This window comes from Arsenophonus endosymbiont of Crataerina pallida, assembly GCF_964020125.1.
Lineage (GTDB): Bacteria > Pseudomonadota > Gammaproteobacteria > Enterobacterales > Enterobacteriaceae > Arsenophonus > Arsenophonus nilaparvatae.
Genome location: NZ_OZ026540.1, coordinates 277,828 through 304,356, shown reverse-complemented (window position 1 = coordinate 304,356; position 26,529 = coordinate 277,828). Strand labels below are relative to the sequence as shown.

Genomic DNA, 26,529 nt, shown 5'->3' with positions numbered 1-26,529 from the left:
AAGACCAGCTCTATCTTTTTTTCGACTACCGCACCATGATTGTGCTTTAATAGCATCCGATTTGCACAAGAATGGTGCGATTTATTATTCAATTTATGATTATTTACTAATAAATCATTAAAAAAGCATCTATTATCAGTTATAAAAATTTGGCATGATTTTCGCATAGTGAATAATTAACTATAGTAAAACTTTTTGGCGCTATGTTCAAAATAGGATCCAATCAGGAGAATCTTTATGTCTGTTGAGCATGTTTTATCCATGATCAAAGAGCACTATGTTAAATATATTGATCTACGCTTTACCGATACCAGAGGTAAAGAACAACATATCACTATTCCTGCTCACCAAATTAACCAAAATTTCTTTGAAGAAGGTAAAATGTTTGACGGTTCGTCAATTGCCGGTTGGAAAGGAATTAATGAGTCAGATATGATGCTTATGCCTGATCCTGAGACGGCAGTATTAGATCCTTTTTTTAGTGATTCAACCCTAATTATTCGCTGTGATATCCTAGAGCCCCACACTCATCAGGGCTACGAACGAGATCCACGTTCAATTTCTAAACGCGCCGAAAATTTCTTACGTAGTAGCGGTATTGCAGATACGATATTATTTGGACCTGAACCTGAATTCTTTGTGTTTGACGATATTCGCTTTGGTAACAATATTTCTGGTGCTTATTATCATATCGATGATGTTGAAGCAGCCTGGAATTCTGGCGCACATTATGAAGATGGTAATAAAGGCCATCGGCCAAGCGTTAAAGGTGGTTATTTTCCTGTCCCTCCCGTTGACTCTTCACAAAATATGCGCTCCGCTATGTGTTCCACCATGGAGAAAATGGGATTAATTGTTGAAGCACACCACCATGAAGTTGCCACCGCAGGCCAAAACGAGGTTGCTACCCGTTTTAATACCATGACTAAAAAGGCCGATGAAACACAAATATACAAATACGTGGTGCACAATATTGCCCATTCTTTTGGTAAAACAGCAACATTTATGCCAAAACCACTAGTGGGTGATAATGGCTCTGGTATGCACTGTCATATGTCACTGGAAAAAAATGGCAGCAACTTGTTTGCCGGTGATAAATATGGCGGGTTATCTGAAATGGCACTTTATTATATTGGCGGTATTATTAAACATGCGCGAGCTTTAAATGCCTTTACTAATCCAACCACCAACTCTTATAAACGTCTGGTGCCAGGTTTTGAAACACCTGTAATGTTGGCTTACTCCGCACGTAATCGTTCAGCTTCTATTCGCATTCCAATCGTTACTAATCCTAGAGCATCGCGTATTGAGGTTCGTTTCCCAGACCCGGCTGCCAATCCGTACTTAGCCTTTGCGGCACAATTGATGGCAGGTCTCGATGGAATTATTAATAAAATTCATCCGGGTGAAGCAATGGACAAAAATTTATATGATTTACCCGCAGAAGAAGCACAAGAGATCCCAACCGTTGCCAGTTCACTGGAAGAAGCACTACAGGCATTGGATGCTGATCGGGAGTTTTTGAAACGGGGTGAAGTATTTACTGATGAAACGATCGATGCTTATATCAATTTATTAAAAGATGATGTTCAACGTATTCGGATGGCACCTCACCCATTAGAGTTCGAAATATACTACAGCGTTTGATAAGCCATTCTCCGCTGAGTATTTTTGTTGTATTGTAATATTTACCTCATCTTTTGATGAGGTTTTTTCTGCATAAAAATTGAACAAAAACTCTTGGTTTATACTCAAATATGTTAATATGCACTAAAAAGGTGCAGGAGTAAGACCAAGTGAAAATTGATAATTTACCAATTGGCGATCATATTTTAGATTGTTTATTGCATAATATTCTATTACTCAATAATGAACTCATTATCCATTACGCTAATCATGCTAGCCGCCAATTTTTTTTAGCTAGCCCAAGAAAATTACTAGGTACACCGCTACCAGTACTGTTTGATTATTGTTCGCTTAATATGGATTTAATGCAAAAAAAAATCTAAGCTTTACCGATAATGACGTTACTCTGGTTATTAATAATCACTCTTATATCGTGACTATCAGTGCGCAGCCCATTTCACCATGCTTTATTTTGCTAGAATTTTCGCCAGTCAATCACCATCGCCGTTTAGATCAAGAACAATCATTACAAAGCGCATCACGTGAGTTAATCCGTACTTTAGCTCATGAGATAAAAAATCCATTAGGTGGTTTACGTGGAGCAGCTCAGCTGTTAGCCAAAACCCTTTATAATTCTAATCAGTTGGAATATACCCAAGTAATTATTGAGCAAGCCGATCGCTTGCGTAATTTAGTTGATCGTCTACTTGGCCCCCAACATCCTGGCGCAAAAACAAAACAGAATATTCATCAAGTTGTTGAGCGTACTTACCATTTAATATCACTGACACTACCGGAAAATATTAAACTAATAAAAGACTATGATCCCAGTTTACCTGAGTTTCCACACTATCCGGAACAAATTGAACAGGTATTACTCAATTTAAGCCAAAACGCGATACAAGCAATGGAAGAAAACGGCGGAACCTTGACTATACGGACTCGCACCGCATTTCAAGTGACATTACATGGAAAAACGTATCGACTTGCTGCCCGGATCGATATTGAAGATAATGGTCCAGGCATCCCGTCACAGATACAAGATACGCTGTTCTATCCAAGGGTCAGTCATCGTAAAGGTGGCAATGGTTTAGGACTCTCAATTGCACAAAATATTATTGACCAGCATGCTGGCAGGATCGAATTTTCCAGTTGGCCTGGCCAGACACAATTTTCGATTTATCTTCCTATTAAGAATTAGGTAACTGATATGCAAAAAGGTACGGTGTGGATCGTTGATGATGATAATGCCATTCGTTGGGTTTTAGAACGAGCGTTAAATAATGCCAGCATGGAATGTCGCAGTTTTGAAGATATTCAAAGTGTACTGGCTGCATTAGAGAAAACCTGTCCGGATGTTTTAATCTCTGATATCCATATGCCAGAAAACGATGGATTATCATTACTGACAAGACTTAAACAAAGTCATCCTAAATTACCGATTATTATTATGACTGCCCATTCAGATCTCAATACCGCAGTTAATGCCTATCAACAAGGTGCTTTTGATTATTTGCCAAAACCTTTCGATATTGACGAAACGATATCGTTGGTTGAACGCGCACTTAATTATTATCGCAATCAACAACCGAGTAGTGGATCAAATTCTTTTCCGACCGCTCCTGTCACCAAGATTATTGGTGAAGCACCAGCCATGCAGGAAGTTTATCGAATTATCGGTCGCTTATCCCGCTCCTCGATTAGTGTACTTATTAACGGTGAGTCAGGCACTGGTAAAGAGTTAATTGCGGATGCACTTCATCGCCATAGTCCTAAAGCAGCAGGGCCTTTTATTGCGTTAAATATGGCGGCTATCCCTAAAGATCTGATTGAATCTGAGTTATTTGGTCATGAAAAAGGCGCTTTTACTGGCGCCAGTCAGGTCAGGCAAGGGCGCTTCGAGCAAGCGCATGGTGGTTCACTTTTCCTCGATGAAATTGGTGACATGCCACTTGATATTCAAACTCGCCTTTTACGCGTATTGGCTGAAGGCCAGTTTTATCGGGTTGGTGGTTATACACCGATTAAAGTTGATGTCCGTATTATCGCCGCAACCCATCAATGCCTTGAGCAACTAGTACAAGAAGGAAAATTTAGAGAAGATCTCTTTCATCGCCTCAATGTGATCCGCATTCCGCTTCCACCATTGCGTGAACGGACTGCAGATATTCCACATTTGGCCAGCCATTTTTTACGCCAAACAGCACAAGAACTTGGCGTTGAGAGCAAAATTTTGGCGCCACAGACAGAAACTATCTTAATGTCTTTACCTTGGACGGGTAATGTACGCCAGTTAGAAAATGTCTGTCGTTGGCTTACAGTGATGTCTTCCAGCCTAGTGATATTGCCGCAAGATCTGCCTAGCGATTTGCAACAAAATCAACAATTTCGCTATTCGCCTAAAAAGAAACCTTCGGCAAATAACGAAATATGGCTTGATCCACTTGCCAATTGGACAAAAACCGCACTCGAAAATAATAAACAGAATTTACTACAGGAAGTTTTACCGCAGATTGAACGTACAATGCTTGAATGCGCTTTAATCCATACCAAAGGCCATAAACAAGAAGCCGCTCGCTTACTCGGCTGGGGGAGAAATACTATTACTCGTAAATTGAAAGAATTTGGTATCGAGTAGTAAAAAAGAGCTGAAGTGTACAGCTAGACTATCCTCTGTAACCAACTAAATCACACGTGAAAATTGACGTTGACGCATTTGGTTGCGCAAATAAATATCAAAACACATACATATATTACGAATTAATAATCGGCCTTTAGGGGTAATTTGTAACTGTCTTTGACCAACAATCACCAAACCATCTGCTATCATCGGTTGTAATAACTGTAAATCTGCAGAAAAATAATTTTTAAAATCAATCTGATAGCAATCTTCAATTTGACCATAATCTAAATGAAAATTGCAGATCAAAGTTTTGATGACATCACGTCGAATACAGTCATCCTGTGTCAAAGATAAACCTTTCCACAATGCATGTTGATGATTTTCAATGGCCTGATAGTAGGCGCTTAAATCTTTTTGATTTTGTGCGTAATGATCGCCTAACATGCTAATTGCTGACACGCCAAGTCCGAGTAGATCACAGTTTTGCTGAGTGGTATAGCCCTGAAAATTACGATGTAAAACCCCATTACGTTGTGCAATAGCCAGTTCGTCGTTAGGTTTAGCAAAATGATCCATACCAATAAATTGATAACCATTTTGTGTTAAGGTGAAAATCGTTTGCTGCAAAATAGCCAGTTTTTGTTCCGCTGTCGGTAAATCTTGCGGTTTTATTTTGCGTTGTGCAGCAAAGAGAGCCGGTAAATGGGCATAATTAAACACACTTAAACGATCAGGCGAAAGGGCTAATACTCGCTCTAAAGTAAAAGCAAACGTTTCCGCTGTCTGTTTCGGTAAACCATAAATCAAATCGATACTGGTAGAAATAAACCCCGTGTCTCTGGCTCGTTGAATCAAAGCGAAAATAAAATCTTCATCCTGCTGGCGGTTAACTAAATGCTGTACCTGTTTATTAAAATCCTGTACGCCCATACTCAAGCGGTTAAAACCCTCGTAGCGCAAGTGATCAATAACATCCAATTCTATTTCTCGCGGATCAATTTCAATTGATATTTCGGCATCGGTGGCAAAATGAAAATGTGATTTCAACATTGCCAATAGTTGGCTGATCTGGGATTTACTCAAATAGGTTGGTGTCCCACCACCCCAGTGCATTTGGGTAACAGTACGATTAGTAAATAATTTCGCTTGTTCTATGATCTCTTTTGCTAAAACCAGCAGATAGTTATCTACTTTATGTTTATGACGAGTCACCAACTTATTACAGCCACAGAAATAACACAGCTTATGACAAAACGGAATGTGTACATAAAGAGACAGCGGTCTGTCAGTATAGCGACTGGCAGCAATAGCAAAATCACTATCACTGTAGTGTTGATTAAATTCTAACGCAGTAGGATAAGATGTATATCTGGGCCCAGCATAGTTATATTTTTGAATGAGGGAAAGATCCCAAATAATACCCTGCTCTGACATATTTTTATCCTTCAATAATAACTATCTGCTATCTTATAGCCAGACTCACATTACTTTATTTGCTGCCACTATCTTAACTGATGAGAGATTATCATAAGATGATGTAAATGGAATAATAATCCAATTAACCAAACTATTTAAGATCAGTAATATTGATAATCAAAGATAATTATTGATAAATTATTTATGATTAATCAGTAATAAATATTACTATTTTATTAGGCAGTAACACCCATTTTTACTATTAAATAGTTATGAAACAAACAATGCTTACTTCCCTTTTAAAAGCCGCATAATATCATCTGGTTTATCATCATCTTCTTCGTCATCAAGCTCAATACCAACTATTTTCAGCAAAGTATCAATGCGATCCAATTTACTATCAACATAAGTCATTTCATCTTTGGCCAATTTTTTACCTTCTTCAAGATCAGTTAATAACGCGGCCAGACGTTCATCATTTTCCAATAATACCAACTCTTCTGCGGGTGATAATATTGATTTTTCTACCTTGTTTATTTTTTGCTTGTTGGTATTTAAGGCTTTTTCTTCTTTAGCATCAATGAGTAGAGGGATCGGTTTCTTACTACCAATGCGCGGATCTTTTTCAATTGATGGATAATTGTTATTTTGTGCATTAGATCTTTCTTGATAACGGCTACCTGCTATATGGCCACGCTTTTTTTTCTGTTTTTTTCGTTCACGACTGGCTAAATTTAGCGATTCACGATTTTTTTTCATCTTATTAGCTGCTTTTTTCTTATGCTCCGACATAACGGGTTTTCTCTCATTGCTGATTTTCAATTCTATATTTAACACAATAATATGATATGTGGATGACTTATACTAGATACGGTAAAATTAGAATAAATGAAAACTTCGATATAATAATTATCGAAGTAATGTAAATAAATTATTCAGTTATTTATTAATGCTATTACACATCAACCAAAATAATTTTTGCAATAAATAACAGCGAAACAATAACGACTGCCAAACCAATTTCACACCACCGTCCTGTTCCTATTTTCATGACACAGTAAGCAATAAAACCTAACGCGATACCTTCAGTGATGGAAAAACTAAAAGGCATCATAACCACTGTGATAAAAGCGGGTACTGACTCGGTTAAATCATGCCACGCAACACGTGTTAGACTCGATGTCATTAAGACACCAACATAGATCAGTGCGCCAGCTGTTGCATAGGCGGGTACCATACTAGCTAGCGGTGAAATAAAAATTGTTAATAAAAATAGCGCGCCAACCACAATTGCGGTTAATCCAGTACGTCCACCTATCGCAACCCCAGAACTACTTTCAATATAGGCAGTTACTGAAGATGTTCCCATTGCGCTGCCTGCGACCGAACTTAAACTATCAACATAAAGCGCCTGTTTCATCTGCGGAAATTTACCTGTCTTATCAGCCAAACCCGCTTTATCGGTAACACCAATTAAGGTTCCTGAAGAATCAAACAGGTTAATCAGCATAAAAGAGAAAATAATGCCAGACAAAGCAATATCTAGTGAGCCAATCATATCAACATGTCCAACAACCGTCATGATGCTAGGTGGTAGCGCAAAAACACCATTATATTGGACATCACCGATAATCATCCCAATCAGCGTGGTGATCACAATAGAAACAAGCACCGCAGCATGAATATTGCGCGCCGCTAACACGACAATGATAAAAAATCCCAAGATTCCCAATAACACATTCGATTGGGAAAAATTACCAATCGCCACCAAGGTATCTGGATTAGCAACAATAATGCCAGCATTTTTCAATCCCATCATGGCAATAAATAAACCAATACCACTGGTAATACCAACCCGTAAGCTTAAAGGGATATGCGCAATGATCCAGTAGCGAATATGAAAAAGCGTTAAAAGAAATAAACCAACTGCTCCCCAGAAAATTGCTCCCATCGCCACTTGCCAGGAATAGCCCATAGCACCAACAACGACAAAAGCAAAAAAGGCATTTAATCCCATCGCAGGAGCAACAGCAACCGGTAAATTGGCGACGAGCCCCATCATAATACTACCTAACGCTGCAACCAAGCAGGTAGTGACAAAAACAGCTTTAATATCCATTCCCGCCATTGATAGAATTTGTGGGTTAACAAAAACGATATAAACCATTGTCAAAAACGTCGTCAATCCGGCAATGATTTCTGTTCGAACTGTCGTGCCATGTTCATGTAATTTAAACATGCGCTGAAGCAGGCTCTGTCGTCTGATCGGATCTGTTTTGTTCATATATTTAGCCTAATAAAAAAGTTTTTTTGCTCTATCCTACAATAAAATTAATTCAAATAGTTAATTATAAAACAGAAAAAGGAAAACAATATCTGACATAATGATGCGAATGAATATTCAACACAGTCATTACGTTGAAATAAGGCTTCGTGGAATCAAAAAGAGAGTGATATAAATACCAACGGATCAACCACTCATGTTACCAATCTTTCACTTACCTCTAAAAGGCAAAAGAAAGAATAACGGACACTAGAAACAAACCAACTGATTTGGTTGCTTGCCTGATAATAGAGCCTGTGACGACCGCGATTTTTTTCTAAACGACGTAAGATTTGATTTGCTATCAGCTCAAGTGAAAAACACATAATGAAATAGATTAAAGCAACAAATAGAAAAATTTCCATTGGATAAATCATTTCTCGATTATTTATTTGAGTGGCTAAAAATGATAATTCTGCCACTCCCACAATATAAGCCAATGAAGTATCTTTAATTAATGCAATCCACTGATTAATAAAAGATGGGATCATCATCCGTAACGCTTGCGGCAATATAATATTCCACAATACCGCCCAACGGGTAAAACCTAGCGACATCCCCGCTTGCCATTGCCCTTGACCTATAGCCAAAATACCTGCTTTTACTCCGTGCGCTAAATAAGCTGATGTGATCAAAGCTAAAGCACAAATTACGGTCGTCAATTCAGGAATATCCGTACCTAGTAAAACAGGTAATAAAAAGTAACTCCAGAAAATTAACATGATGACAGGTATAGCCCGAAAAAAACCTAACACAGCTGCCAGTAAATTTGCCCACCAACCATTTAACATCGCCAATGCAATTCCACCAGCAATACCGAGAAAAATAGAGATACTTCCTGCTAATAAACTTATTAACAGAGTCAGTGCTGCACCTTCTAAAGGGCCATCAGGAAATGTACCAAATAACAGATAGCGCCAATTTTCAGCAATCACTGTAAAATCCATGTTAATATCCCTTTATTAATAGACGCTGCTGACGCCATTGTCCCCAAGCTTCCATCAAGGCAATAATGGCAATATAAAGAATTGTCGCCACACCAAACGCCGTAAAGGTTTGTAAACTTTGACTTTCAATCTGACGAGCAACATAAGAAAGCTCAGCAACACCAATTGCCATAGTTAGGGAAGAATTTTTTACAATATTCATATACTGCCCCAATAAAGGCGGCATTGCGATTTTTAGCGCTTGGGGTAAAACCACATAACGCATGGCTTGCCAGCCAGATAAACCTAATGCTAATGCAGCAAATTTTTGTCCTTGCTTTACACCATAAATACCGGCTCTTAATTCTTCAGCAATAAAAGGCGTAGAGTAGAGAGTTAAGCCAATCACACCTACCAAAAATTCAAATGATGGCCATGCGAGCTTAATATCGAGAATAGCCAGCTGATGGGGTGTATTTAGCCATTGCATAACTGATTCTGGTAATATCGTTCCAGCAGCAAAGTACCAAAAAAAAAGCTGTATTAATAATGGCGTATTACGAAATAGTGAAATATAACTAATTGCTAACCAACGCAAAAATACGGTATGGCTATCTCTAGCAGCAACGACAACAAACCCTAGCAAGGTTGAGGCGACTATGGCACAAAATGAGATCCAAATAGTAATGAGTAAGCCCTGCCAAATCCAATCAAGATATTCAGGGGCTAATAGCTGGCTAGAGAAAAAATGTTCAAACATTTATGCAACCTATTTATGATGAAGCACTCATTTAGGTATTTTTATTAAAAATAATATTTTTTTACTTTTCTAATGGTGCAAATTTAAAATCACCACGAGGTAGTGCTACTTTAGTTTCTGGACCAAACCAACGATTATAAATTATTTCTGCCTGACCATTTTTTTCTAATTTCAATAAAGTATTATTTACTGCTTTAATCAAATTCGTTTCACCTTTAGCTGCTGCTAATGCCTGATATTCACGTGTAAGACTAAAAGGTGAGATCTCATAATCTGCTTTAATTTTTACCGGTAAGTTCCCCAATAAACCAATCAGTTTGGCATCATCTTGCGTAATAGCTTGTACATTGCCATTTTGTAATGCAGCAAAAGCAAGCGGGGTGTCATCGTAAGATATTACTTTAGTATTAGGATAGCGTTCACGTAGAGTAATTTCCTGCACGGTTCCTTTATCTGCACCGATACGCAAAGAAATAATATCATCAGCCGTTTTTAATACCCCAATACGTGCGATAAATTTCTGCCCAGTAGCAAAATCAGGAATTGAAAACTCAACTTGTTTAGCACGTTCGTTGGTGATGGTAAAATTAGCCCCAATCAGATCCACTTTACCCGCTGTCAATAGCGGTATTCGATTCGCTGGATTAGTTGGACGCAATACTAATTTAACACCAAAATCTTTAGCAATCGCTTCTGCAATATCAATATCATAACCCACCAATTTTTTAGTTTTAGCATCAATAAAACCAAAAGGAGGATTACTATCAAAAACAGCAATACGGATCACACCGGCTTTTTTGATACTTTCCAATTTATCTGCTTTTGCCAACCCAGTAACCAAGGCTAATGTGACAGATAATACAGTTGCAATAAGATTGAATTTCATTTCACTATTACCTTTTACTGTCAATTTTTTGTATATTTATGTTTATTCGAGTCAAATTATCAATTCACAGTTAGAACATGAAATAATATAAAAATCTATGGTTATTCCAAAAAGGAATAACCATGAGCTAAAAAATAAACATTCGATGATCGCTGAAAAGCGTGTTAATGACCACCCTTAGTTAGCATTTTTTCTACAAAATCCCCACCTAAATGACGGAAATCTTGCCCTTTTAAATAATAGAAAATAAATTCACAAATGTTTTGGCAACGATCACCTATTCGCTCAATAGAGCGCGCACAAAACAACGCTGTTAATACACTAGGAATAGTGCGAGGATCTTCCATCATATAAGTCATCAGTTGGCGAACAATACCTTCATACTCTTCATCAACCTTTTTATCTTCCAGATAAACGCCAATTGCCGCATCCAGATCCATACGGGCAAATGCATCCAACACATTATGTAACATTTGAATAGTATGCCCGCCTAAAGCTTCCAGACTAACAAGTAACGATTGATGTTGCTCAGAAAACTTTTCCAACGCAACCTCACAAATCTTATCAGCCACATCACCAATACGTTCAAGCTCAGCAATGGTTTTTGAAATCGCCATAATTAAACGTAAATCACTTGCAGTCGGTTGCCGCTTAGCAATAATGCGCGCACAAGCCTCATCAATCGCCACTTCCATCATATTGACTTTTTGATCATCCTCTATCACTTTTTTTGCCAAATTCTGATCTCGGTTATGTAAAGCTTCAATGGCATTTTTAAGTTGTTCTTCTACCAACCCACCCATTTTCATTAATTCAGTGCGAATATGCTCCAACTCAGCATTAAACTGGCCAGAAATATGTTTGTTGTAATTTAGATTATCCATGGTAATACCCTATATTAACCGTAGCGGCCAGTAATATAATCCTCAGTCTGTTTTACTGTAGGTGTGGTAAACAAAGTATCTGTATCATTAAATTCAATCAGCTCACCTAAATACATAAATGCTGTGTAGTCGGAGCAACGTGCGGCTTGCTGCATATTATGTGTGACCATTACCACGGTATATTCCAATTTCAGTTCACTTATCAACTCTTCAATACGTCCTGTTGAGATAGGGTCAAGTGCTGAACAAGGCTCATCTAATAGTAATATTTCTGGCCGGATCGCGATACCACGAGCAATGCACAACCGTTGCTGCTGACCGCCTGATAAACTATAGCCACTATGCAAAAGTTTATCTTTCGTTTCATCCCAAAGGGCAGCTTTAGTTAACGCCCATTGAACACGTTCATCCATTTCAGCGCGAGAAAGTTTTTCAAATAAACGCACCCCAAAAGCAATATTGTCATAGATTGACATCGGAAATGGTGTTGGTTTTTGAAAAACCATACCTACTCTGGCGCGCAATAACGCAATATCTTGTTCATCGGTCAAAATATTAGTGCCATCCAACAAAATTTTACCTTCAGCATACTGCTCAGTATAAAGCTCAAACATCTTATTAAATGTACGTAACAGGGTAGATTTACCACAGCCTGAAGGACCAATAAAAGCCGTTACCTTATTCTCTGCAATATTTAATGAAATGTTTTTTAGCGCATGGAATTTGCCATAGTAGAAATTCAAGTCACGAACTTGAATTTTACCTTCTGCCATGTCATTAACTTTAATCATCAATTTGTCTCTTAAGTTTGTCATCTGTTACTAAAGAACTAATATTTTTTCTTGGCAAATAATACACGCGCTAAGATATTGATTAACAAAACACATAAAGTAATCAATAAAACACCTGCCCAAGCTAATTGCTGCCATTCTGAGAATGGACTCATCGCAAATTTAAATATGGTTACTGGAAGATTAGCAATCGGTTCACTGAGATCTGTACTCCAGAACTGATTGGAAAGTGAAGTAAACAACAAAGGCGCAGTCTCACCAGCAATTCTCGCAATGGCGAGTAATACTCCGGTAATAATCCCTGAAACAGACGCTTTTAAGGTAATTGATAAAATCATTTTCCATTTTGGTGCACCTAAAGCATAAGCTGCCTCACGTAAATTATCTAGCACCAGTTTTAGCATATTTTCCGTTGTTCGAATAACAATCGGGATCTGTAACAAGGCCAGAGCAATAACACCTGCCCAACCAGAAAAATGCTGCATTCTGGCAACGATAATCATATAAACGAATAATCCAACCACAATTGATGGCGCAGACAGCAAAATATCATTAATAAAACGAATTATTTCTGCCAGCCAAGAACGACGTCCATATTCGGCCAAATAAATACCCGCCATAATGCCAAGGGGTGTGCCTAACACCGTAGCCCACAAAACCAGCAAACCACTACCTACAATCGCATTGGCTAATCCACCACCGGTAGAATTTGGTGGTGGCGTCATTTCAGTAAATAAACTCCAGGACATGCCTTCAACCCCTTTGGTTAACGTTGTAAATAAGATCCAAATTAACCAAAACAGACCAAATGCCATGGTGATCATCGAGAGCAACAGTGCAATCCGATTTTTTTGTCTCCGCCATGCCTGACGACGTTGACGTTGTTTAATATTAATAGTTTTTGTTGTATCTGCCGTCACCATGTTAGCGCCCTTCATTTTTGGCTAAACGCATAATCATCAATTTAGAAAACGCAAGCACGATAAAAATAATAACAAATAAAATTAAGCCTAACTCCATTAATGCAGCGGTATGTAATCCACTTTCCGCTTCAGCAAACTCATTTGCCAACGCAGAGGTAATACTATTTCCTGGCATGAAAAGTGAAAAGCTATCTAGCTGATAAGTATTACCAATAATGAAAGTGACTGCCATTGTTTCCCCTAAAGCTCGCCCTAACCCTAACATCACACCGCCGATCACACCATTACGCGTATAGGGCAATACGATATGCCAGATAACTTCCCAAGTCGTGCAGCCAATACCATAAGCAGATTCTTTCATCATAACTGGGGTCTGCTCAAAAACATCCCGCATCACTGAAGCAATATAAGGAATAATCATAATTGCCAGGATCACGCCAGCAGCTAAGATGCCGATACCTAAAGCCGGGCCTGAAAATAATTCACCAATAATTGGTATACCTGCCAAAACGTTACCAATCGGCTCTTGAAAATAAGTGGCAAATAGTGGCGCAAAAACAAACAATCCCCACATGCCATAAACAATACTCGGTATGGCCGCCAATAATTCAATCGCAATACCTAACGGTCGCTTTAACCAATTTGGTGATAATTCTGTTAAGAATAAAGCAATGCCAAAACTGACAGGCACTGCAATGATCAATGCAATTAACGACGTTACTACCGTGCCATAAATGGTCACTAGCGCACCAAATTCCTGGGCAGGAACATCCCAATCCTTTGACCAAAGAAAAGAAAAGCCAAATTTTTCAATACTTGGCCACGATGCAATAATCAAAGAAATAATAATTCCACTTAACATTAACAGTGTAATTAGTGCAGCTAGTTTAACGAGAGCACCAAAAATAATATCACCTTTTTTTCCCGGTGCTTTATATGTCGTTAACTTCTCAGCCATTGTTTTTTCTCATTTTAATCCCCTTATATAACAAGGGGATAATCGTTCATTTATAATAGAGCGCGATTTTTGCTATCAGCTGATGCCACGCTCAATTCAATATACAGAATTACCATTAGCGTCTTTTATATTACTTTTCCATGCCGCCCTAATATGGGCCACAACTTCGTTCGGCAAGGTAGCATAATCCAAAGCCTTAGCCTGTTCAGCGCCTTTATCGTATGCCCAGTCAAAGAAGGTTAATATTGCTTTCGCCTTCTCAATATTTTTTTGTTCTTTATGTAATAAAATAAAAGTAGCAGAAGTAATTGGCCAGACATTTTGGCCTACCTGATTAGTCAGATCTTGTGCAAAGGTTTTAGTCCAATCAGCTTTTTTAGCAGCGGCACTAAAACTACTGGCTGTTGGCGACACCGCTTCTCCATCGGCAGAAATTAATTTGGTATAAGCTAATTTGTTCTGTTTAGCGTAAGCATATTCTACATAGCCAATAGCACCAGGCAGACGCTGAACAAATGCAGCAACGCCTTCATTACCTTTTCCAGCAATGCCAGTTGGCCATCTAACCGTAGAACCCGTGCCAATCTTACTTTTCCAATCAGCATTCACCTTAGCCAGATAACTGGTAAAAACAAAAGTCGTTCCTGAACCATCAGCACGGCGAACAACGGTAATATTTTGTGCTGGCAATGCTAAACCTGGATTTAATTCAACAATTTTTGGGTCATTCCATTTTTTAATGTTACCTAAATAAATGTTAGCCAATGTTTTGCCATCTAATATCAATTGCCCAGATTGAATACCTGAAATATTGATTGTTGGAACAACACCACCAATCACAGTTGGAAATTGAATGAGTCCTTCTCGATTGAGTTTTTCATCACTTAAAGGCGCATCTGAAGCACCGAAATCGACCGTTTTAGCTATAATCTGTTTTACCCCACCGGATGAACCAATCCCCTGGTAGTTAATCTGATCGCCGGTCTGTTTTTGGTAACTATCTGCCCATTTTGCATAAACTGGCGCGGGAAATGTGGCACCAGCGCCAGTAAGGCTTGTTGCCGCAAAAGCTGACATGGCGGTCAAAGAAAACATGGCTATGATATTAACGATGATAGAACGCATCAATTTCATAATCTCTCCTATTTGAGATGAAAGAGAAACAAATTACTCTGTTAATTGTAGCGAGTTAAAAAATACGAGGAAAAAATAGGTTAGTTAGATGACAGAAAGATGTATTATTTATGACAGTTTTATGACTGTTAAATAAATAATCAATTTATTTAAAAATAGAGCCTTATATATCGATATAATAAATTTTCAAAATCAAAGAATTATATGATTTCATAAAATATAATAAAATTTCCGTTAAATTACGGCTAAATAAAAATATAGATTTTTATTTTTCCATAATGGTAAAGTTGCCCGTATAGATAACCCTCCCCGTTTACTTTTATCTATAATAATTTCACCATCATGAGCATCAATAATTCGGCGAATAATTGCTAATCCTAGTCCTGTACCACCATTACTTCTTGCCCTTTCACCTTGCACAAAAGGTTGAAAAAGATGTTGAATACTTTCTTTTTTAATTCCTGCTCCATCATCCTCAACCTGAAACCAGGCATGATCTTTTATCACACCACTACTGACTTTTACCCAACCATTTCCATAGCGGAGGGCGTTAACCAGCATATTGGTTACTGCTCGTTTTATGGCAATTACATTAGCATTAATAATGATAGGTGATGAACTAATCTGCGTCTCAATATTAGACAGGAAACTACTCTCAGCATTAACAGCTTCAAGTAGGACTTTGTTCAAGTCACAAAACTCCATGTTCATTTCCCTGCCTGTACATATATAGTCCATGAACTGCCCAATGATGGCATTACACTCTTCAATATCTTTGTTAATTGATTCTGCTAGATATTGATCCTTTTCATTCATCATTTCTGTTGCTAAACGGATCCGGGTTAACGGAGTTCTCAAATCATGACTCACGCCTGCCATTAATATCGTTCTATCATTTTCCAGCATTTTTATTCCTGACGACATACGATTAAAAGCGCGGATGACATAACGTATTTCTAATGAACCTTCTTCCTTGATTGCTGGAACCATGACACCTTTTCCCATTTGCTTGGCATAGCTTTCTAATACAAATAATGGTCTACTCTGATAACGAATATAAAGCCATGTAACAGCAAAAATGGTTAAAAAAATAGCCAATGTATAACGAAATACAACGGCGAACTGATTCTGTCCTATTTCAGTTAAAGGCAGTCGTATCCAAACATTTGGGGCAAGATAAGAGTTTAACCATAAAAAAGGATGCTCTTTGGCAATTTCAAGACGAACATCCGCCTTGCCACCCATATATTCCGCCATCTGCTGGCTTAATTCCTCATAATGTCTTGCCCAACGTAAGCCTTTTGCCATAGCACGCGACTCGGTATAAAAATTAATACCCAGTTCTTTATAGATTTTCTTCTTAAATGATGGCGGCATTAAAATTGCATTTCCATCTTGCAATTCAATTTTCTCTGTTAATAACGTATGCACTTCATAGGCTAAGGCTTTATTAAGCTGCTGAAGACTCGGCATTACAACAAAATTAAGCACAACTAAATAGCTGGTGACTAAACTAGCAAACAGTAAAGTAACAATAACAAATAATGAACGAGAAAACGTGTTACGTCTGGAAAAACGCAATCGTTTCATGCTTTACTACCATCTGGTACAAATACATAACCCAACCCCCAAACCGTTTGAATATAACGTGGATGAGTAGGATCATCCTCAATCATTCGACGAAGACGTGAAATCTGCACGTCTATCGAACGCTCCATCACACTATATTCACGCCCTCGAGCAAGACTCATCAATTTATCACGAGATAGAGGCTCACGTGGATATGAGACCAGCACTTTTAAAACCGCAAACTCACCGCTGGTTAATGGCATAGACTCATCATCTTGAAACATTTCCCTTGTTCCTAGGTTTAATTTGAATTTACCAAACCGAATCACCGCCTCGTCCTGTGCCGGCGCACCCGGCAGCTCATTTACCTGACGTCGTAATACGGCGCGAATACGAGCCAATAACTCTCTAGGATTAAATGGTTTAGGTATATAATCATCCGCCCCAATTTCTAATCCAACAATCCGATCTACTTCTTCACCTTTTGCTGTTACCATAATAATTGGGATAGGATTATTTTGACTCCTTAAACGACGGCAAATAGATAAGCCATCTTCACCAGGTAACATCAAATCCAGTACAATCAAATGAATAGATTCACGCGTCAAAATACGATCCATTTGCTCCGCATTGGCGGTACTACGAACTTGAAAACCCTGTTCAGTTAAATAACGCTCCAGTAAAGAGCGCAAACGCATATCATCATCCACAACAAGAATTTTATAATTTTCTTGCATTTTTTGACTCCACAAATATTTTTAAGATCCCTATATATAGTGTCTTAATAACAAATAAGACAATAATAATATAACTAATTCCTATTAGGCTTTTTTAGATTAATATTTACATTTTATTGATTTTTTTAATTTTATATCATTTACAACTCAATTCCTTGATAATTAATTTCCAATATCCAATAAGTAATAATACCATTTGGCGTATTCACCGTAACTTCATCATCAATTTGTTTACCTAATAATTCCCTTGCCACTGGTGAATTAATAGAAATCCATTTTTTAGCCGGATTAAATTCATCTGGTCCAACTAAACGAAAAACTTTAATACCACCATTTTCATCTTGTAGTTTTACCCAAGCCCCAAAATAAACTCTACCTTCCTGCCGAGGATCGGGATCAACTATTTTCAATACTTCAAGACGTTTAGATAAAAATCGAATACGTCGATCAATTTCTCGTAATCGCTTTTTACCATAAATATACTCCGCATTCTCTGAACGATCACCAAGCGCCGCTGCCTCTGATACAGCTTGAGTGACTTTCGGCCGCTCCTCACGCCAAAGAAACTTCAACTCTTGTTTGAGGTTGTCCCACCCTTCACGAGTAATATAATTATTTTTCACAATAAAAACTCAGTATGATTAACCTTAATTTAAACTAATTACTATATATAATTCAAAAAAAGTTTTCGTTCACTACATCAAGTTCTAATATCCAAATATAATGTTAACTGGAAATTATTGTTTTCAACACGTATAAATGCGCACATAAGTCGTTAATTGCGTCCTATTTAAGTATTGAAGAAACTAAAATGATGAATAAATCCTTAAGCAAAATTATTGCACATGAATTAGATACAACGCCAGCGCAAATACTTTCAGCCATTACATTACTCGATGAAGGAAATACTGTTCCTTTTATTGCCCGTTATCGTAAAGAAGTCACAGGAGGACTCGATGATAACCAGCTACGTAAACTTGAAACACGTTTAAGTTACTTACGTGAATTAAACAAGCGCCGCCAAACTATCCTAAAATCGATTAATGAACAAGGAAAGCTTACGGCTGAACTTGCTCAGGCGATTAATAACACTTTTAATAAAACTGAGCTCGAAGATCTCTACTTACCCTATAAACCAAAACGTAGGACACGAGGCCAAGTAGTGATTGAAGCAGGTTTAGAGCCACTCGCAAAGCGGTTATGGAATGAGCCCCAACATATACCAGAGCAGATAGCTGAAACCTTTATTGATCCACAAAAAAATATTAATGACACTAAAGCTGCGCTCGATGGTGCTCGTTATATTTTAATGGAACGCTTCGCTGAAGATGCAAATTTACTTAGCAAAATTCGTAATTATTTGTGGAAAAATGCCCATTTAACGGCAAAAGTTATTGAAGGTAAAGAAACCACAGGTGCAAAATTTAGCGACTATTTTGATCACCATGAGCTTATTTCGCATATCCCATCCCACCGTGCACTTGCTATGTTTCGTGGCCGTAACGAGGGTATTTTACAATTATCACTTAATGCCGATCCACAATTTGAATCACCACCAAAAGAAAGTTATTGTGAAGAAATTATTACCCAACACTTTGGCTTACATTTAAATAATGCACCAGCAGATAAATGGCGAAAAGCCGTTATCAGTTGGACATGGCGAGTTAAAATTCTGTTACATCTTGAAACAGAATTGATGGGCACCTTACGTGAAAAAGCAGAAGAAGAAGCGATTCATGTTTTCGCCCGTAATCTACGTGACCTTTTGATGGCGGCGCCTGCTGGTATGCATACCACCATGGGATTAGATCCTGGTTTACGCACTGGGGTCAAAGTTGCTATTGTTGATGCGACAGGCAAACTCATTACCACAGATACGATTTATCCTCACACCGGACAAGCAACTAAATCTGCAACGACTATAGCATCCTTATGTGAGAAATATAAAGTTGCCTTGGTCGCTATTGGTAATGGTACTGCCTCACGTGAAACTGAACGCTTTTTTGCCGCAGTTAAAAAACAGTACCCGCAAATTACCGCCCAGAAAGTAATCGTTAGTGAATCTGGTGCTTCAGTTTACTCGGCATCTGAGTTAGCGGCTCAAGAATTTCCAGCACTCGATGTCTCTTTACGTGGCGCAGTCTCTATTGCCCGCCGTTTACAAGATCCACTAGCCGAATTAGTAAAAATTGATCCCAAATCAATTGGTGTTGGTCAATACCAACATGATGTTAACCAAACTTTACTAGCTAAAAAATTGACAGCGGTAGTTGAAGATTGTGTAAACTCAGTCGGTGTTGATCTAAATACCGCCTCTGTTGCTCTTCTTTCACATATTGCAGGACTAAGTGAAGCGATTGCGCAAAATGTCGTTAATTGGCGTAACGAACACGGGCGCTTTAATGACCGCAAACAACTATTGGAAGTTACACGTCTTGGTACAAAAGCTTTTGAGCAGTGTGCGGGCTTTTTACGCATTATGGCAGGGAATAATCCTCTCGATGCCTCAACAGTTCATCCTGAAGCTTATCCGATTGTAGAAAAGATTTTATTAACCACTAAGCAACCCTTAAAAACGATTATGGGTAACACCAGCGTGCTTAATAATCTCAAACCAGAATTGTTTACTACAGACAAATTTGGTATTCCGACGGTAAATGATATTCTAAAACAATTAGAAAAGCCTGGACGAGATCCGCGGCCAGAATTTAAAACAGCCACTTTTATCGATGGCATTGAAACCATGGAAGATCTTAAAGTAGGCATGATATTAGAAGGTTCGGTGACCAATGTGACCAATTTTGGTGCGTTTGTCGATATTGGCGTTCATCAGGATGGTTTGGTACACATTTCCTCTCTGTCCGATAAATTTATTAAAGATCCTCATTCTCTAGTCAAAACAGGGGATATTATCACCGTTAAAGTCATCGATATTGATTTAAACCGTAAACGAATTGCATTAAGCATGCGTCTGGATGAGAAAACAGCAGATACGCCACAACAACATCGTAATAAGCCACAGACAGGCAAAAATGCCTCCTCAGCCAGTTCAACTAAAACATCCCAACGCAACAATACGCTATTCGCTAATAGTGTAATGGGTGATGCACTGGCGGCGGCACTCAATAAAAAGCGTTAATTGTTAATATATATTATATAGTTAATAGTCTGATCTAACATCAGACTATTAGCATATTCAATTTTAGAAAATGGTTTTTTTAATAAAAACTAATGAATTAACACTAATTTTGATGCCAATACTTCACTCTCTAGAGAACTATTGATCAATATCAATTGCTGTCATTTAAAAAAAGCGCTAAATTAATTCGAGTAGCATATAATGATGATTATCATTATTAATGTAAGAATGATAATATTTTTCATTAATTTTACTATTCGTCTGGTACCCATTTGCGGTATCTTTGTTTTTTTTTTGGCTCTAGAGTGGAAGTGTCTATGTCAATTCTTCCTAATCATCGATACAAAATTGTCGGATTTTCAGCAGAAATAAATCCAGATTACCGTCAAAAGTTACTTTCTTTAGGTATGTTACCTGGATCTTTTTTTAACGTTATTCGTATAGCGCCGCTTGGTGATCCTATTCAAATCGAAACTCGCCGTATGAATTTGATCTTAAGAAAAAAAGATCTTGCGTTATTAAATTTGGACGATGCCGGCAACCAAGCGGTATAAAAATATTTTTTATGATAACTAAATAGCCTATTGCTTATTACTCATCTGACACCAAAACTATGAAACCATTAACTATTGGCCTTATTGGCAACCCTAACGCCGGTAAAACGACACTCTTTAATCAATTAACAGGCGCTCGCCAACGTGTTGGCAACTGGTCTGGTGTCACTGTTGAGCGAAAGGCTGGTCGCTTTGCAACCTCGGAATATGATATTGAATTAGTTGACCTGCCTGGCACCTATTCACTAACCACTATTTCAGAACAGACCTCACTCGATGAGCAAATTGCCTGTCATTTCATCCTAAGTGGTGAAGCGGATATGTTGATAAATGTTATCGATGCCGCTAACCTCGAGCGTAATCTTTATCTAACATTACAACTTATTGAATTAGGTGTGCCTTGTATCGTTGCGCTTAATATGTTGGATATTGCCGAAAACCAAAATATTCATATTAATATTGATGAACTTCAAACACGCCTGGGCTGCCCTGTTATCCCTCTAGTTTCGACTCGCGCAAAAGGTATTAGCAAATTAAAACAAGCTATTGATAAACATAGTAATAATCTTATTTCAACCCTCATCCGCTATCCCGATTTTTTGCTCACCGAAGTGGAAAATTTAATTCAAATTATCGACCATAATAAATTCAATCATCAACAGCGCCGTTGGCTAGCACTACAAATCTTAGAAGGTGATATATATAGCCTGGAACGTGCCGCTATTTCCACTGATAAATTAGATAAAATTAGAACCCATTTACAATCTCAACAACAAGAAGAGCCTGAGCTCATCATCGCTGATGCACGCTATCAAACTATTGCCAGCCTTTGCGAAGCAGTGATTAATACTGAAACGGCAAAACCGAATGCCTTAACGCAATTTATTGATAACATAGTACTTAATCGCTGGTTTGGGGTGCCGATATTTCTTTTTATCATGTATTTGATGTTCATACTTGCTATCAATATTGGTGGTGCATTACAACCGCTCTTTGAAGGTGGCTCAGAAGCCATTTTCATCCATGGAATTCAATGGATTGGCCATACTTTTAACTTTCCACAATGGTTGACGGTTTTCCTTGCCCAAGGGGTAGGTGGTGGTATCAACACTGTTTTGCCATTAGTTCCCCAAATTGGTTTAATGTATTTATTCCTTTCTGTATTGGAAGACTCAGGTTATATGGCACGCGCAGCATTTATCATGGATAGACTGATGCAAGCACTAGGTCTGCCTGGTAAATCTTTTGTTCCTTTGATTGTCGGTTTTGGCTGTAATGTACATGCTATTATGGGTGCACGGACACTAGATACTCCTCGTGAACGATTAATCACCGTTTTAATGGCGCCTTTTATGTCTTGTGGCGCCAGGCTGGCTATTTTTGCTGTCTTTGCGGCCGCTTTTTTTGGCAAAAATGGCGCAAGTATTGTTTTTTCTCTTTATTTATTAGGTATTGTCATTGCCATCCTAACCGGGTTGTTATTGAAATATACTGTTGCACGGGGCGCATCCTCCCCTTTTATCATGGAATTACCGGTTTACCATGTACCACACTTAAAAACATTACTATTACAGACCTGGCAAAGATTGAAAGGCTTTGTCTTAAGAGCGGGAAAAGTGATTATTATTGCCAGTATGATTATCGGGGCACTTAATAGTTTTTCTTTGTCCGGTAAAGTCGTTGATAATATTAACCAATCAGCATTAGCGTCAGTAAGTAAAACCGTTACCCCCGTTATTGAAACCTATCGGTATCAATGATGATAATTGGCAAGCAACCGTTGGACTTATTACGGGCGCGTTAGCTAAAGAAGTGGTTGTCGGCACATTGAATACACTGTACACCGCCGAAAATATTACTCAAACACCTTTTAATGCCAAGCAATTTAATCTGTTAGATGAATTAGAAGATGCGGTTAATGAAACTTGGGATAGTCTAAAAGAACATTCAGTTTAAGTGTCTTATCCAATCCTATTGAAGCCAGTAAAGGTGATGGTGATATGGATAGCAGTACAATGGGCGCTATGGCAGCACGATTCGGCTCGTCTTTATCAGCCATAGCTATCTAATCTTTGTTCTACTTTATGTGCCTTGCATTTCTGTATTAGGAGCCATTGCCCGTGAAACGAATCGAAACTGGATGACATTTTCTATTCTATGGGGCTTGAATGTTGCTTATTCGGTTTCTGCCTTGTTCTACCAAATAGCCACTTTCTCACAACATCCACAATATAGCGCGGGGTTATTGGGATGCTCGTCGTGTTTAACTTACTGTTAATCGCATTGTTGCGCCATTCACGTAAACGCATAACACTAAAACTCCATCATAATGTCCATAAATGTAACCACAGCCAAAGTGGTTCATGCCACTAGAGGTAATGAGATGATCAGTTTATTGCAAGTCAGAGATATGGTTGCGCTGTATGGCAGAACGGATGCTTACCAAATTAGTTAGAAATTCTCTGTTTCATTACCTATGATTGAGGCTATGTTAGATAAATTAGCGGCCATGGGAAAATTAGAACAAATTGATCAATCATCCTGTTTAACGGGCCATAGTTGTAAGCAATGTCCCGAAATAAAAAAGTTTAACCTAAAAATTTATCAAGTTACTTCTCTCTAATTTATGCAAGTAAGCGATAATTTATTAAAATTATCGCTTACTCGATTAGCATAAAGAATGTTTTTGCTTTTATTCTGACTCCCCATATTCATTTCTCCAATTGACCCAAAAAATCGACTAACAATTGAATAAACTGATTAGGATGAGAAATAAAAGGGGCATGGGCGGCATGTTTTATTACCACCGAAGGCGAATTTGGTAACCATTTATCCAGCATTGGTAATATTTTTTTTGGTACTAAGCTATCAAGGTCACCATAGATACGCAAAAAAGGTTTATTTAAGGTTAATAAAGATTGCCGTAGATCAGTTGTTCGCAAAATTTCCAAACCTGCGTTTAACACGGCAACAGAGGGTAACGGCTGCTCTAGTATCACCGATTTTAATAATCGTATATCGCCATTAGCTGTTTTAGTGCCCAATGTTTGCAATACAAGAAAACGTTCTACTGTACGATGAAAATCAACCTGTAATTGTCGTTCAAACCCCTTAAGTACCGTAGGTTTAATGCCTGGCCAATTTTCTTGTTGTCCAAAACAGGGCGATGAAGCCACTGTTATTAAACCTGCTATTTCAGCTTGATGGTTAAGTGAGATGATACTAGCAATCAGTCCGCCTAACGACCAACCTAACCAAATAGCCTGCTTGGGCGCTTTCTGCCAAATTACCTCTGCCATTTGTTGTAGCGACATCGGTGGAAAAAGATTACTACGACCATAGCCAGGTAAGTCAACTAGATGGAGACGAAAATGAGAACCACATTCCACTTCAATGGTACGCCAAACTTCTGCATTCAATCCCCATCCGTGCAATAGCACAATATCTTGTTTTCCTTTACCCAACTGCCGCCAAAACAGTGTCGTCATAGTTATTCTCGCTTTACAGGTATAAAAAAGGACATCATTATGTTAACAATGGCTGGGTATTGTTGGCTATGCCACCAAACACTAAAATATCGCTTTCATGGCATTTGTCACTACTGTTTAAAACATTTGCCTTATCTAAAACGAGTTTGTCATCGCTGTGCTTTACCCGTTGAACAATTCACCCTTGCTTGCGGTCGCTGCTTACAAACTCCACCCTATTGGCACAATCTTGTCGCCATTACTCCCTATATACCACCATTAAGCAAGCTAATACAGCAGTACAAATATGAAAAGATAACGCAAATCGCCTTTATCCTTGCACGCTTATTTCTACTCTATTGGCAACAAGGATATCGCCAACAACGCTGGCGCAAACCAGATATCATAATAGCGATCCCACTTCATCATAGTAAACATTGGCAACGTGGATTTAATCAAGCCAGTTTAATAGCAACTCAATTAGCTTATTGGTTAGGATGCCAATTTCAAACTAATTCAATTATTCGCACTCGTGCTACACTACCGCAAACTCAACTTTCTGCTAAAAAACGTACCCAAAATCTTAGTAAAGCTTTTAGGGTAAAAAAATCGTTTCAAGATCGCCATATTGCCGTATTTGACGATGTCATTACAACAGGAACAACAATGAATGAAGTTGCTAAGTTGCTGATTAGTGCTGGAGCAAACTCAGTTCAAGCCTGGGCAATATGCAGAACCTTGTAGAAAGTAAGGAAAAGAGCGTATGATAAACATACTAAAATGATAAACTTGAGCATCGATTATGATTAATATTACTGAAGCAGCACAAGCTCATTTTGCCAAACTATTGGCAAATCAAGAACCTGGTACACAAATTCGCGTATTTGTCATTAATCCTGGCACACCTTCTGCAGAATGTGGGGTCTCTTATTGTCCTCCTGATGCTATCGAAGCGACGGATATTGAACTTAAATTTGATAAACTTTCAGCTTATATTGATGAAATTAGCGCACCTTTTCTGCAAGAGGCCGAAATCGATTTCGTAACGGATCAATTAGGCTCTCAACTTACCCTAAAAGCGCCTAATGCTAAAATGCGAAAAGTGGCTGACGATGCTCCACTGATTGAACGAGTTGAATATGTTATTCAATCACAAATTAACCCACAATTAGCAGGCCATGGAGGACGGGTTTCATTGATGGAAATCACTGACGATGGATATGCAATTCTACAATTCGGTGGAGGATGTAATGGCTGTTCAATGGTCGATATTACCTTAAAAGAAGGTATTGAAAAACAGTTGCTAAATATGTTCCCAGACGAATTAAAAGGAGTAAAAGATTTAACTGAACATCAGCGTGGTGATCACTCTTATTATTAAAATAATTACTCATTTTTGCCAATGATGGATACTCTTTAAAAGTACAGAGAGTATCTTGTTTTTCCGAATGTAAAATAATATTGTGCAGATTACTATGGATAATTTTCAATTAATTACAGTTGAACAAGCCTATAAACTTTGGCAAACAGGTGACATCATCATGGTCGACATTCGTGACCCACAAAGTTTTCATTCAGCGCATATTAAAGGCGCTTACCATCTCACGAATGAGACCTTAAATAACTTTATTAAGCAAACAGACTTTGACTCGCCGGTAATGATAATGTGTTACCATGGCCATAGTAGCCAAGGCGCAGCACAATATTTAGTTAATATGGGCTTCGAAACTGTTTATAGCATAAACGGTGGTTTTGAAGCATGGTTGAGAGAATACCCACACACCATCAACTCACTCTCGTAAGCGATATAACT

Annotated in this window: 23 protein-coding genes and 2 pseudogenes; 10 read left to right on the top strand and 15 right to left on the bottom strand. The window is 38.2% G+C overall.

The window, feature by feature from the left end:
* Positions 1-237 precede the first annotated feature (237 nt).
* The 3 genes and pseudogenes from glnA to glnG all read left to right on the top strand — a co-directional run bounded on the left by glnA (position 238) and on the right by glnG (position 4,264).
* Positions 238-1,647, top strand: coding sequence for a glutamate--ammonia ligase (glnA, locus tag AACL31_RS01730; RefSeq protein WP_310512069.1), 1,410 nt, complete (start codon positions 238-240; stop codon positions 1,645-1,647).
* A gap of 149 nt (positions 1,648-1,796) precedes the next feature.
* A pseudogene (glnL, locus tag AACL31_RS01725) lies at positions 1,797-2,827 on the top strand (nitrogen regulation protein NR(II)).
* 9 nt (positions 2,828-2,836) lie between these two features.
* Complete coding sequence (gene glnG / locus AACL31_RS01720; protein WP_310512068.1) at positions 2,837-4,264, top strand: nitrogen regulation protein NR(I); 1,428 nt, start codon at positions 2,837-2,839, stop codon at positions 4,262-4,264.
* Between the two features lie 45 nt (positions 4,265-4,309).
* On the opposite strand, the gene hemN is transcribed toward glnG, so the two are convergent.
* From hemN to greB, 14 genes are all read right to left on the bottom strand, one after another.
* On the bottom strand, positions 4,310-5,683 hold the full coding sequence (gene hemN, locus AACL31_RS01715) for an oxygen-independent coproporphyrinogen III oxidase (protein WP_310512067.1): 1,374 nt from the start codon (positions 5,681-5,683) through the stop codon (positions 4,310-4,312).
* Between the two features lie 270 nt (positions 5,684-5,953).
* Positions 5,954-6,424 (bottom strand): Der GTPase-activating protein YihI, encoded by a 471-nt coding sequence (gene yihI, locus AACL31_RS01710; RefSeq protein WP_339053711.1) that lies wholly within the window; start codon positions 6,422-6,424, stop codon positions 5,954-5,956.
* Between the two features lie 196 nt (positions 6,425-6,620).
* Positions 6,621-7,949, bottom strand: coding sequence for an NCS2 family permease (locus AACL31_RS01705; protein ID WP_310512065.1), 1,329 nt, complete (start codon positions 7,947-7,949; stop codon positions 6,621-6,623).
* A gap of 194 nt (positions 7,950-8,143) precedes the next feature.
* On the bottom strand, positions 8,144-8,935 hold the full coding sequence (locus AACL31_RS01700) for an amino acid ABC transporter permease (RefSeq protein WP_310512064.1): 792 nt from the start codon (positions 8,933-8,935) through the stop codon (positions 8,144-8,146).
* Position 8,936: 1 nt separating this feature from the next.
* Positions 8,937-9,674 (bottom strand): amino acid ABC transporter permease, encoded by a 738-nt coding sequence (locus tag AACL31_RS01695; RefSeq protein ID WP_310512063.1) that lies wholly within the window; start codon positions 9,672-9,674, stop codon positions 8,937-8,939.
* A gap of 61 nt (positions 9,675-9,735) precedes the next feature.
* On the bottom strand, positions 9,736-10,560 hold the full coding sequence (locus AACL31_RS01690) for an ABC transporter substrate-binding protein (protein ID WP_310512062.1): 825 nt from the start codon (positions 10,558-10,560) through the stop codon (positions 9,736-9,738).
* A 164-nt stretch (positions 10,561-10,724) separates the two neighbouring features.
* Positions 10,725-11,444, bottom strand: coding sequence for a phosphate signaling complex protein PhoU (gene phoU, locus AACL31_RS01685; RefSeq protein ID WP_310512061.1), 720 nt, complete (start codon positions 11,442-11,444; stop codon positions 10,725-10,727).
* Positions 11,445-11,458: 14 nt separating this feature from the next.
* A complete protein-coding gene (gene pstB / locus AACL31_RS01680; RefSeq protein WP_310512060.1) occupies positions 11,459-12,235 on the bottom strand; it encodes a phosphate ABC transporter ATP-binding protein PstB in 777 nt (258 codons plus the stop codon).
* A gap of 38 nt (positions 12,236-12,273) precedes the next feature.
* Complete coding sequence (gene pstA, locus AACL31_RS01675) at positions 12,274-13,158, bottom strand: phosphate ABC transporter permease PstA (protein WP_310512059.1); 885 nt, start codon at positions 13,156-13,158, stop codon at positions 12,274-12,276.
* A 1-nt stretch (position 13,159) separates the two neighbouring features.
* A complete protein-coding gene (gene pstC, locus AACL31_RS01670; protein WP_310512058.1) occupies positions 13,160-14,116 on the bottom strand; it encodes a phosphate ABC transporter permease PstC in 957 nt (318 codons plus the stop codon).
* A 96-nt stretch (positions 14,117-14,212) separates the two neighbouring features.
* Positions 14,213-15,250, bottom strand: a complete 1,038-nt coding sequence (gene pstS / locus AACL31_RS01665; protein ID WP_339053709.1) for a phosphate ABC transporter substrate-binding protein PstS — start codon at positions 15,248-15,250, stop codon at positions 14,213-14,215.
* 234 nt (positions 15,251-15,484) lie between these two features.
* A complete protein-coding gene (envZ, locus tag AACL31_RS01660; RefSeq protein WP_310512056.1) occupies positions 15,485-16,840 on the bottom strand; it encodes a two-component system sensor histidine kinase EnvZ in 1,356 nt (451 codons plus the stop codon).
* On the bottom strand, positions 16,837-17,556 hold the full coding sequence (gene ompR / locus AACL31_RS01655) for a two-component system response regulator OmpR (protein WP_310512055.1): 720 nt from the start codon (positions 17,554-17,556) through the stop codon (positions 16,837-16,839). Before ompR ends, envZ begins: the two co-directional genes overlap by 4 nt.
* Positions 17,557-17,696: 140 nt before the next feature.
* Positions 17,697-18,182, bottom strand: coding sequence for a transcription elongation factor GreB (gene greB / locus AACL31_RS01650; protein WP_032115823.1), 486 nt, complete (start codon positions 18,180-18,182; stop codon positions 17,697-17,699).
* A gap of 185 nt (positions 18,183-18,367) precedes the next feature.
* Between greB and AACL31_RS01645 the strand changes: the two genes are divergently transcribed.
* The 4 genes and pseudogenes from AACL31_RS01645 (at position 18,368) to AACL31_RS20880 (ending at position 23,872) form a co-directional block, all read left to right on the top strand.
* Positions 18,368-20,695, top strand: coding sequence for a Tex family protein (locus AACL31_RS01645; RefSeq protein ID WP_339053708.1), 2,328 nt, complete (start codon positions 18,368-18,370; stop codon positions 20,693-20,695).
* A 317-nt stretch (positions 20,696-21,012) separates the two neighbouring features.
* Positions 21,013-21,249: a ferrous iron transporter A gene (gene feoA, locus AACL31_RS01640; RefSeq protein ID WP_310512054.1), complete on the top strand. Its 237-nt coding sequence runs from the start codon at positions 21,013-21,015 to the stop codon at positions 21,247-21,249.
* Between the two features lie 59 nt (positions 21,250-21,308).
* Positions 21,309-23,622, top strand: a pseudogene (gene feoB / locus AACL31_RS01635) (Fe(2+) transporter permease subunit FeoB).
* A 103-nt stretch (positions 23,623-23,725) separates the two neighbouring features.
* Positions 23,726-23,872: a FeoC-like transcriptional regulator gene (locus tag AACL31_RS20880; protein WP_422389273.1), complete on the top strand. Its 147-nt coding sequence runs from the start codon at positions 23,726-23,728 to the stop codon at positions 23,870-23,872.
* An 88-nt stretch (positions 23,873-23,960) separates the two neighbouring features.
* Here the strand turns inward: AACL31_RS20880 and bioH are convergent, their stop codons facing one another.
* Entirely contained in the window at positions 23,961-24,737 is a 777-nt protein-coding gene (gene bioH, locus AACL31_RS01625; RefSeq protein ID WP_310512053.1) for a pimeloyl-ACP methyl ester esterase BioH, read from the bottom strand.
* A 39-nt stretch (positions 24,738-24,776) separates the two neighbouring features.
* On the opposite strand from bioH, the gene gntX reads away from it, so the two are divergent.
* The 3 genes from gntX to glpE all read left to right on the top strand — a co-directional run bounded on the left by gntX (position 24,777) and on the right by glpE (position 26,518).
* Positions 24,777-25,460, top strand: coding sequence for a DNA utilization protein GntX (gene gntX / locus AACL31_RS01620; RefSeq protein ID WP_310512052.1), 684 nt, complete (start codon positions 24,777-24,779; stop codon positions 25,458-25,460).
* 58 nt (positions 25,461-25,518) lie between these two features.
* Positions 25,519-26,097 carry a Fe-S biogenesis protein NfuA gene (gene nfuA, locus AACL31_RS01615; protein ID WP_032115817.1) on the top strand — a complete coding sequence of 193 codons (579 nt, stop codon included), beginning with the start codon at positions 25,519-25,521 and terminating at the stop codon, positions 26,095-26,097.
* Positions 26,098-26,191: 94 nt separating this feature from the next.
* Entirely contained in the window at positions 26,192-26,518 is a 327-nt protein-coding gene (gene glpE / locus AACL31_RS01610; RefSeq protein WP_310511022.1) for a thiosulfate sulfurtransferase GlpE, read from the top strand.
* The last annotated feature ends 11 nt before the right edge of the window (positions 26,519-26,529 follow it).

Coding starts and splice junctions, on each gene's coding strand:
- pstB (WP_310512060.1), bottom strand. CDS start 12,235: ATGATTAAAGTTAATGACATGGCAGAAGGTAAAATTCAAGTTCGTGAC.
- yihI (WP_339053711.1), bottom strand. CDS start 6,424: ATGAAAAAAAATCGTGAATCGCTAAATTTAGCCAGTCGTGAACGAAAA.
- phoU (WP_310512061.1), bottom strand. CDS start 11,444: ATGGATAATCTAAATTACAACAAACATATTTCTGGCCAGTTTAATGCT.
- AACL31_RS01700 (WP_310512064.1), bottom strand. CDS start 8,935: ATGGATTTTACAGTGATTGCTGAAAATTGGCGCTATCTGTTATTTGGT.
- pstC (WP_310512058.1), bottom strand. CDS start 14,116: ATGGCTGAGAAGTTAACGACATATAAAGCACCGGGAAAAAAAGGTGAT.
- AACL31_RS01705 (WP_310512065.1), bottom strand. CDS start 7,949: ATGAACAAAACAGATCCGATCAGACGACAGAGCCTGCTTCAGCGCATG.
- AACL31_RS01645 (WP_339053708.1), top strand. CDS start 18,368: ATGATGAATAAATCCTTAAGCAAAATTATTGCACATGAATTAGATACA.
- AACL31_RS01695 (WP_310512063.1), bottom strand. CDS start 9,674: ATGTTTGAACATTTTTTCTCTAGCCAGCTATTAGCCCCTGAATATCTT.
- glpE (WP_310511022.1), top strand. CDS start 26,192: ATGGATAATTTTCAATTAATTACAGTTGAACAAGCCTATAAACTTTGG.
- gntX (WP_310512052.1), top strand. CDS start 24,777: ATGTTAACAATGGCTGGGTATTGTTGGCTATGCCACCAAACACTAAAA.
- glnA (WP_310512069.1), top strand. CDS start 238: ATGTCTGTTGAGCATGTTTTATCCATGATCAAAGAGCACTATGTTAAA.
- AACL31_RS01690 (WP_310512062.1), bottom strand. CDS start 10,560: ATGAAATTCAATCTTATTGCAACTGTATTATCTGTCACATTAGCCTTG.
- feoA (WP_310512054.1), top strand. CDS start 21,013: ATGTCAATTCTTCCTAATCATCGATACAAAATTGTCGGATTTTCAGCA.
- pstS (WP_339053709.1), bottom strand. CDS start 15,250: ATGAAATTGATGCGTTCTATCATCGTTAATATCATAGCCATGTTTTCT.
- pstA (WP_310512059.1), bottom strand. CDS start 13,158: ATGGTGACGGCAGATACAACAAAAACTATTAATATTAAACAACGTCAA.
- AACL31_RS20880 (WP_422389273.1), top strand. CDS start 23,726: ATGATTGAGGCTATGTTAGATAAATTAGCGGCCATGGGAAAATTAGAA.
- glnG (WP_310512068.1), top strand. CDS start 2,837: ATGCAAAAAGGTACGGTGTGGATCGTTGATGATGATAATGCCATTCGT.
- hemN (WP_310512067.1), bottom strand. CDS start 5,683: ATGTCAGAGCAGGGTATTATTTGGGATCTTTCCCTCATTCAAAAATAT.
- ompR (WP_310512055.1), bottom strand. CDS start 17,556: ATGCAAGAAAATTATAAAATTCTTGTTGTGGATGATGATATGCGTTTG.
- nfuA (WP_032115817.1), top strand. CDS start 25,519: ATGATTAATATTACTGAAGCAGCACAAGCTCATTTTGCCAAACTATTG.
- bioH (WP_310512053.1), bottom strand. CDS start 24,737: ATGACGACACTGTTTTGGCGGCAGTTGGGTAAAGGAAAACAAGATATT.
- envZ (WP_310512056.1), bottom strand. CDS start 16,840: ATGAAACGATTGCGTTTTTCCAGACGTAACACGTTTTCTCGTTCATTA.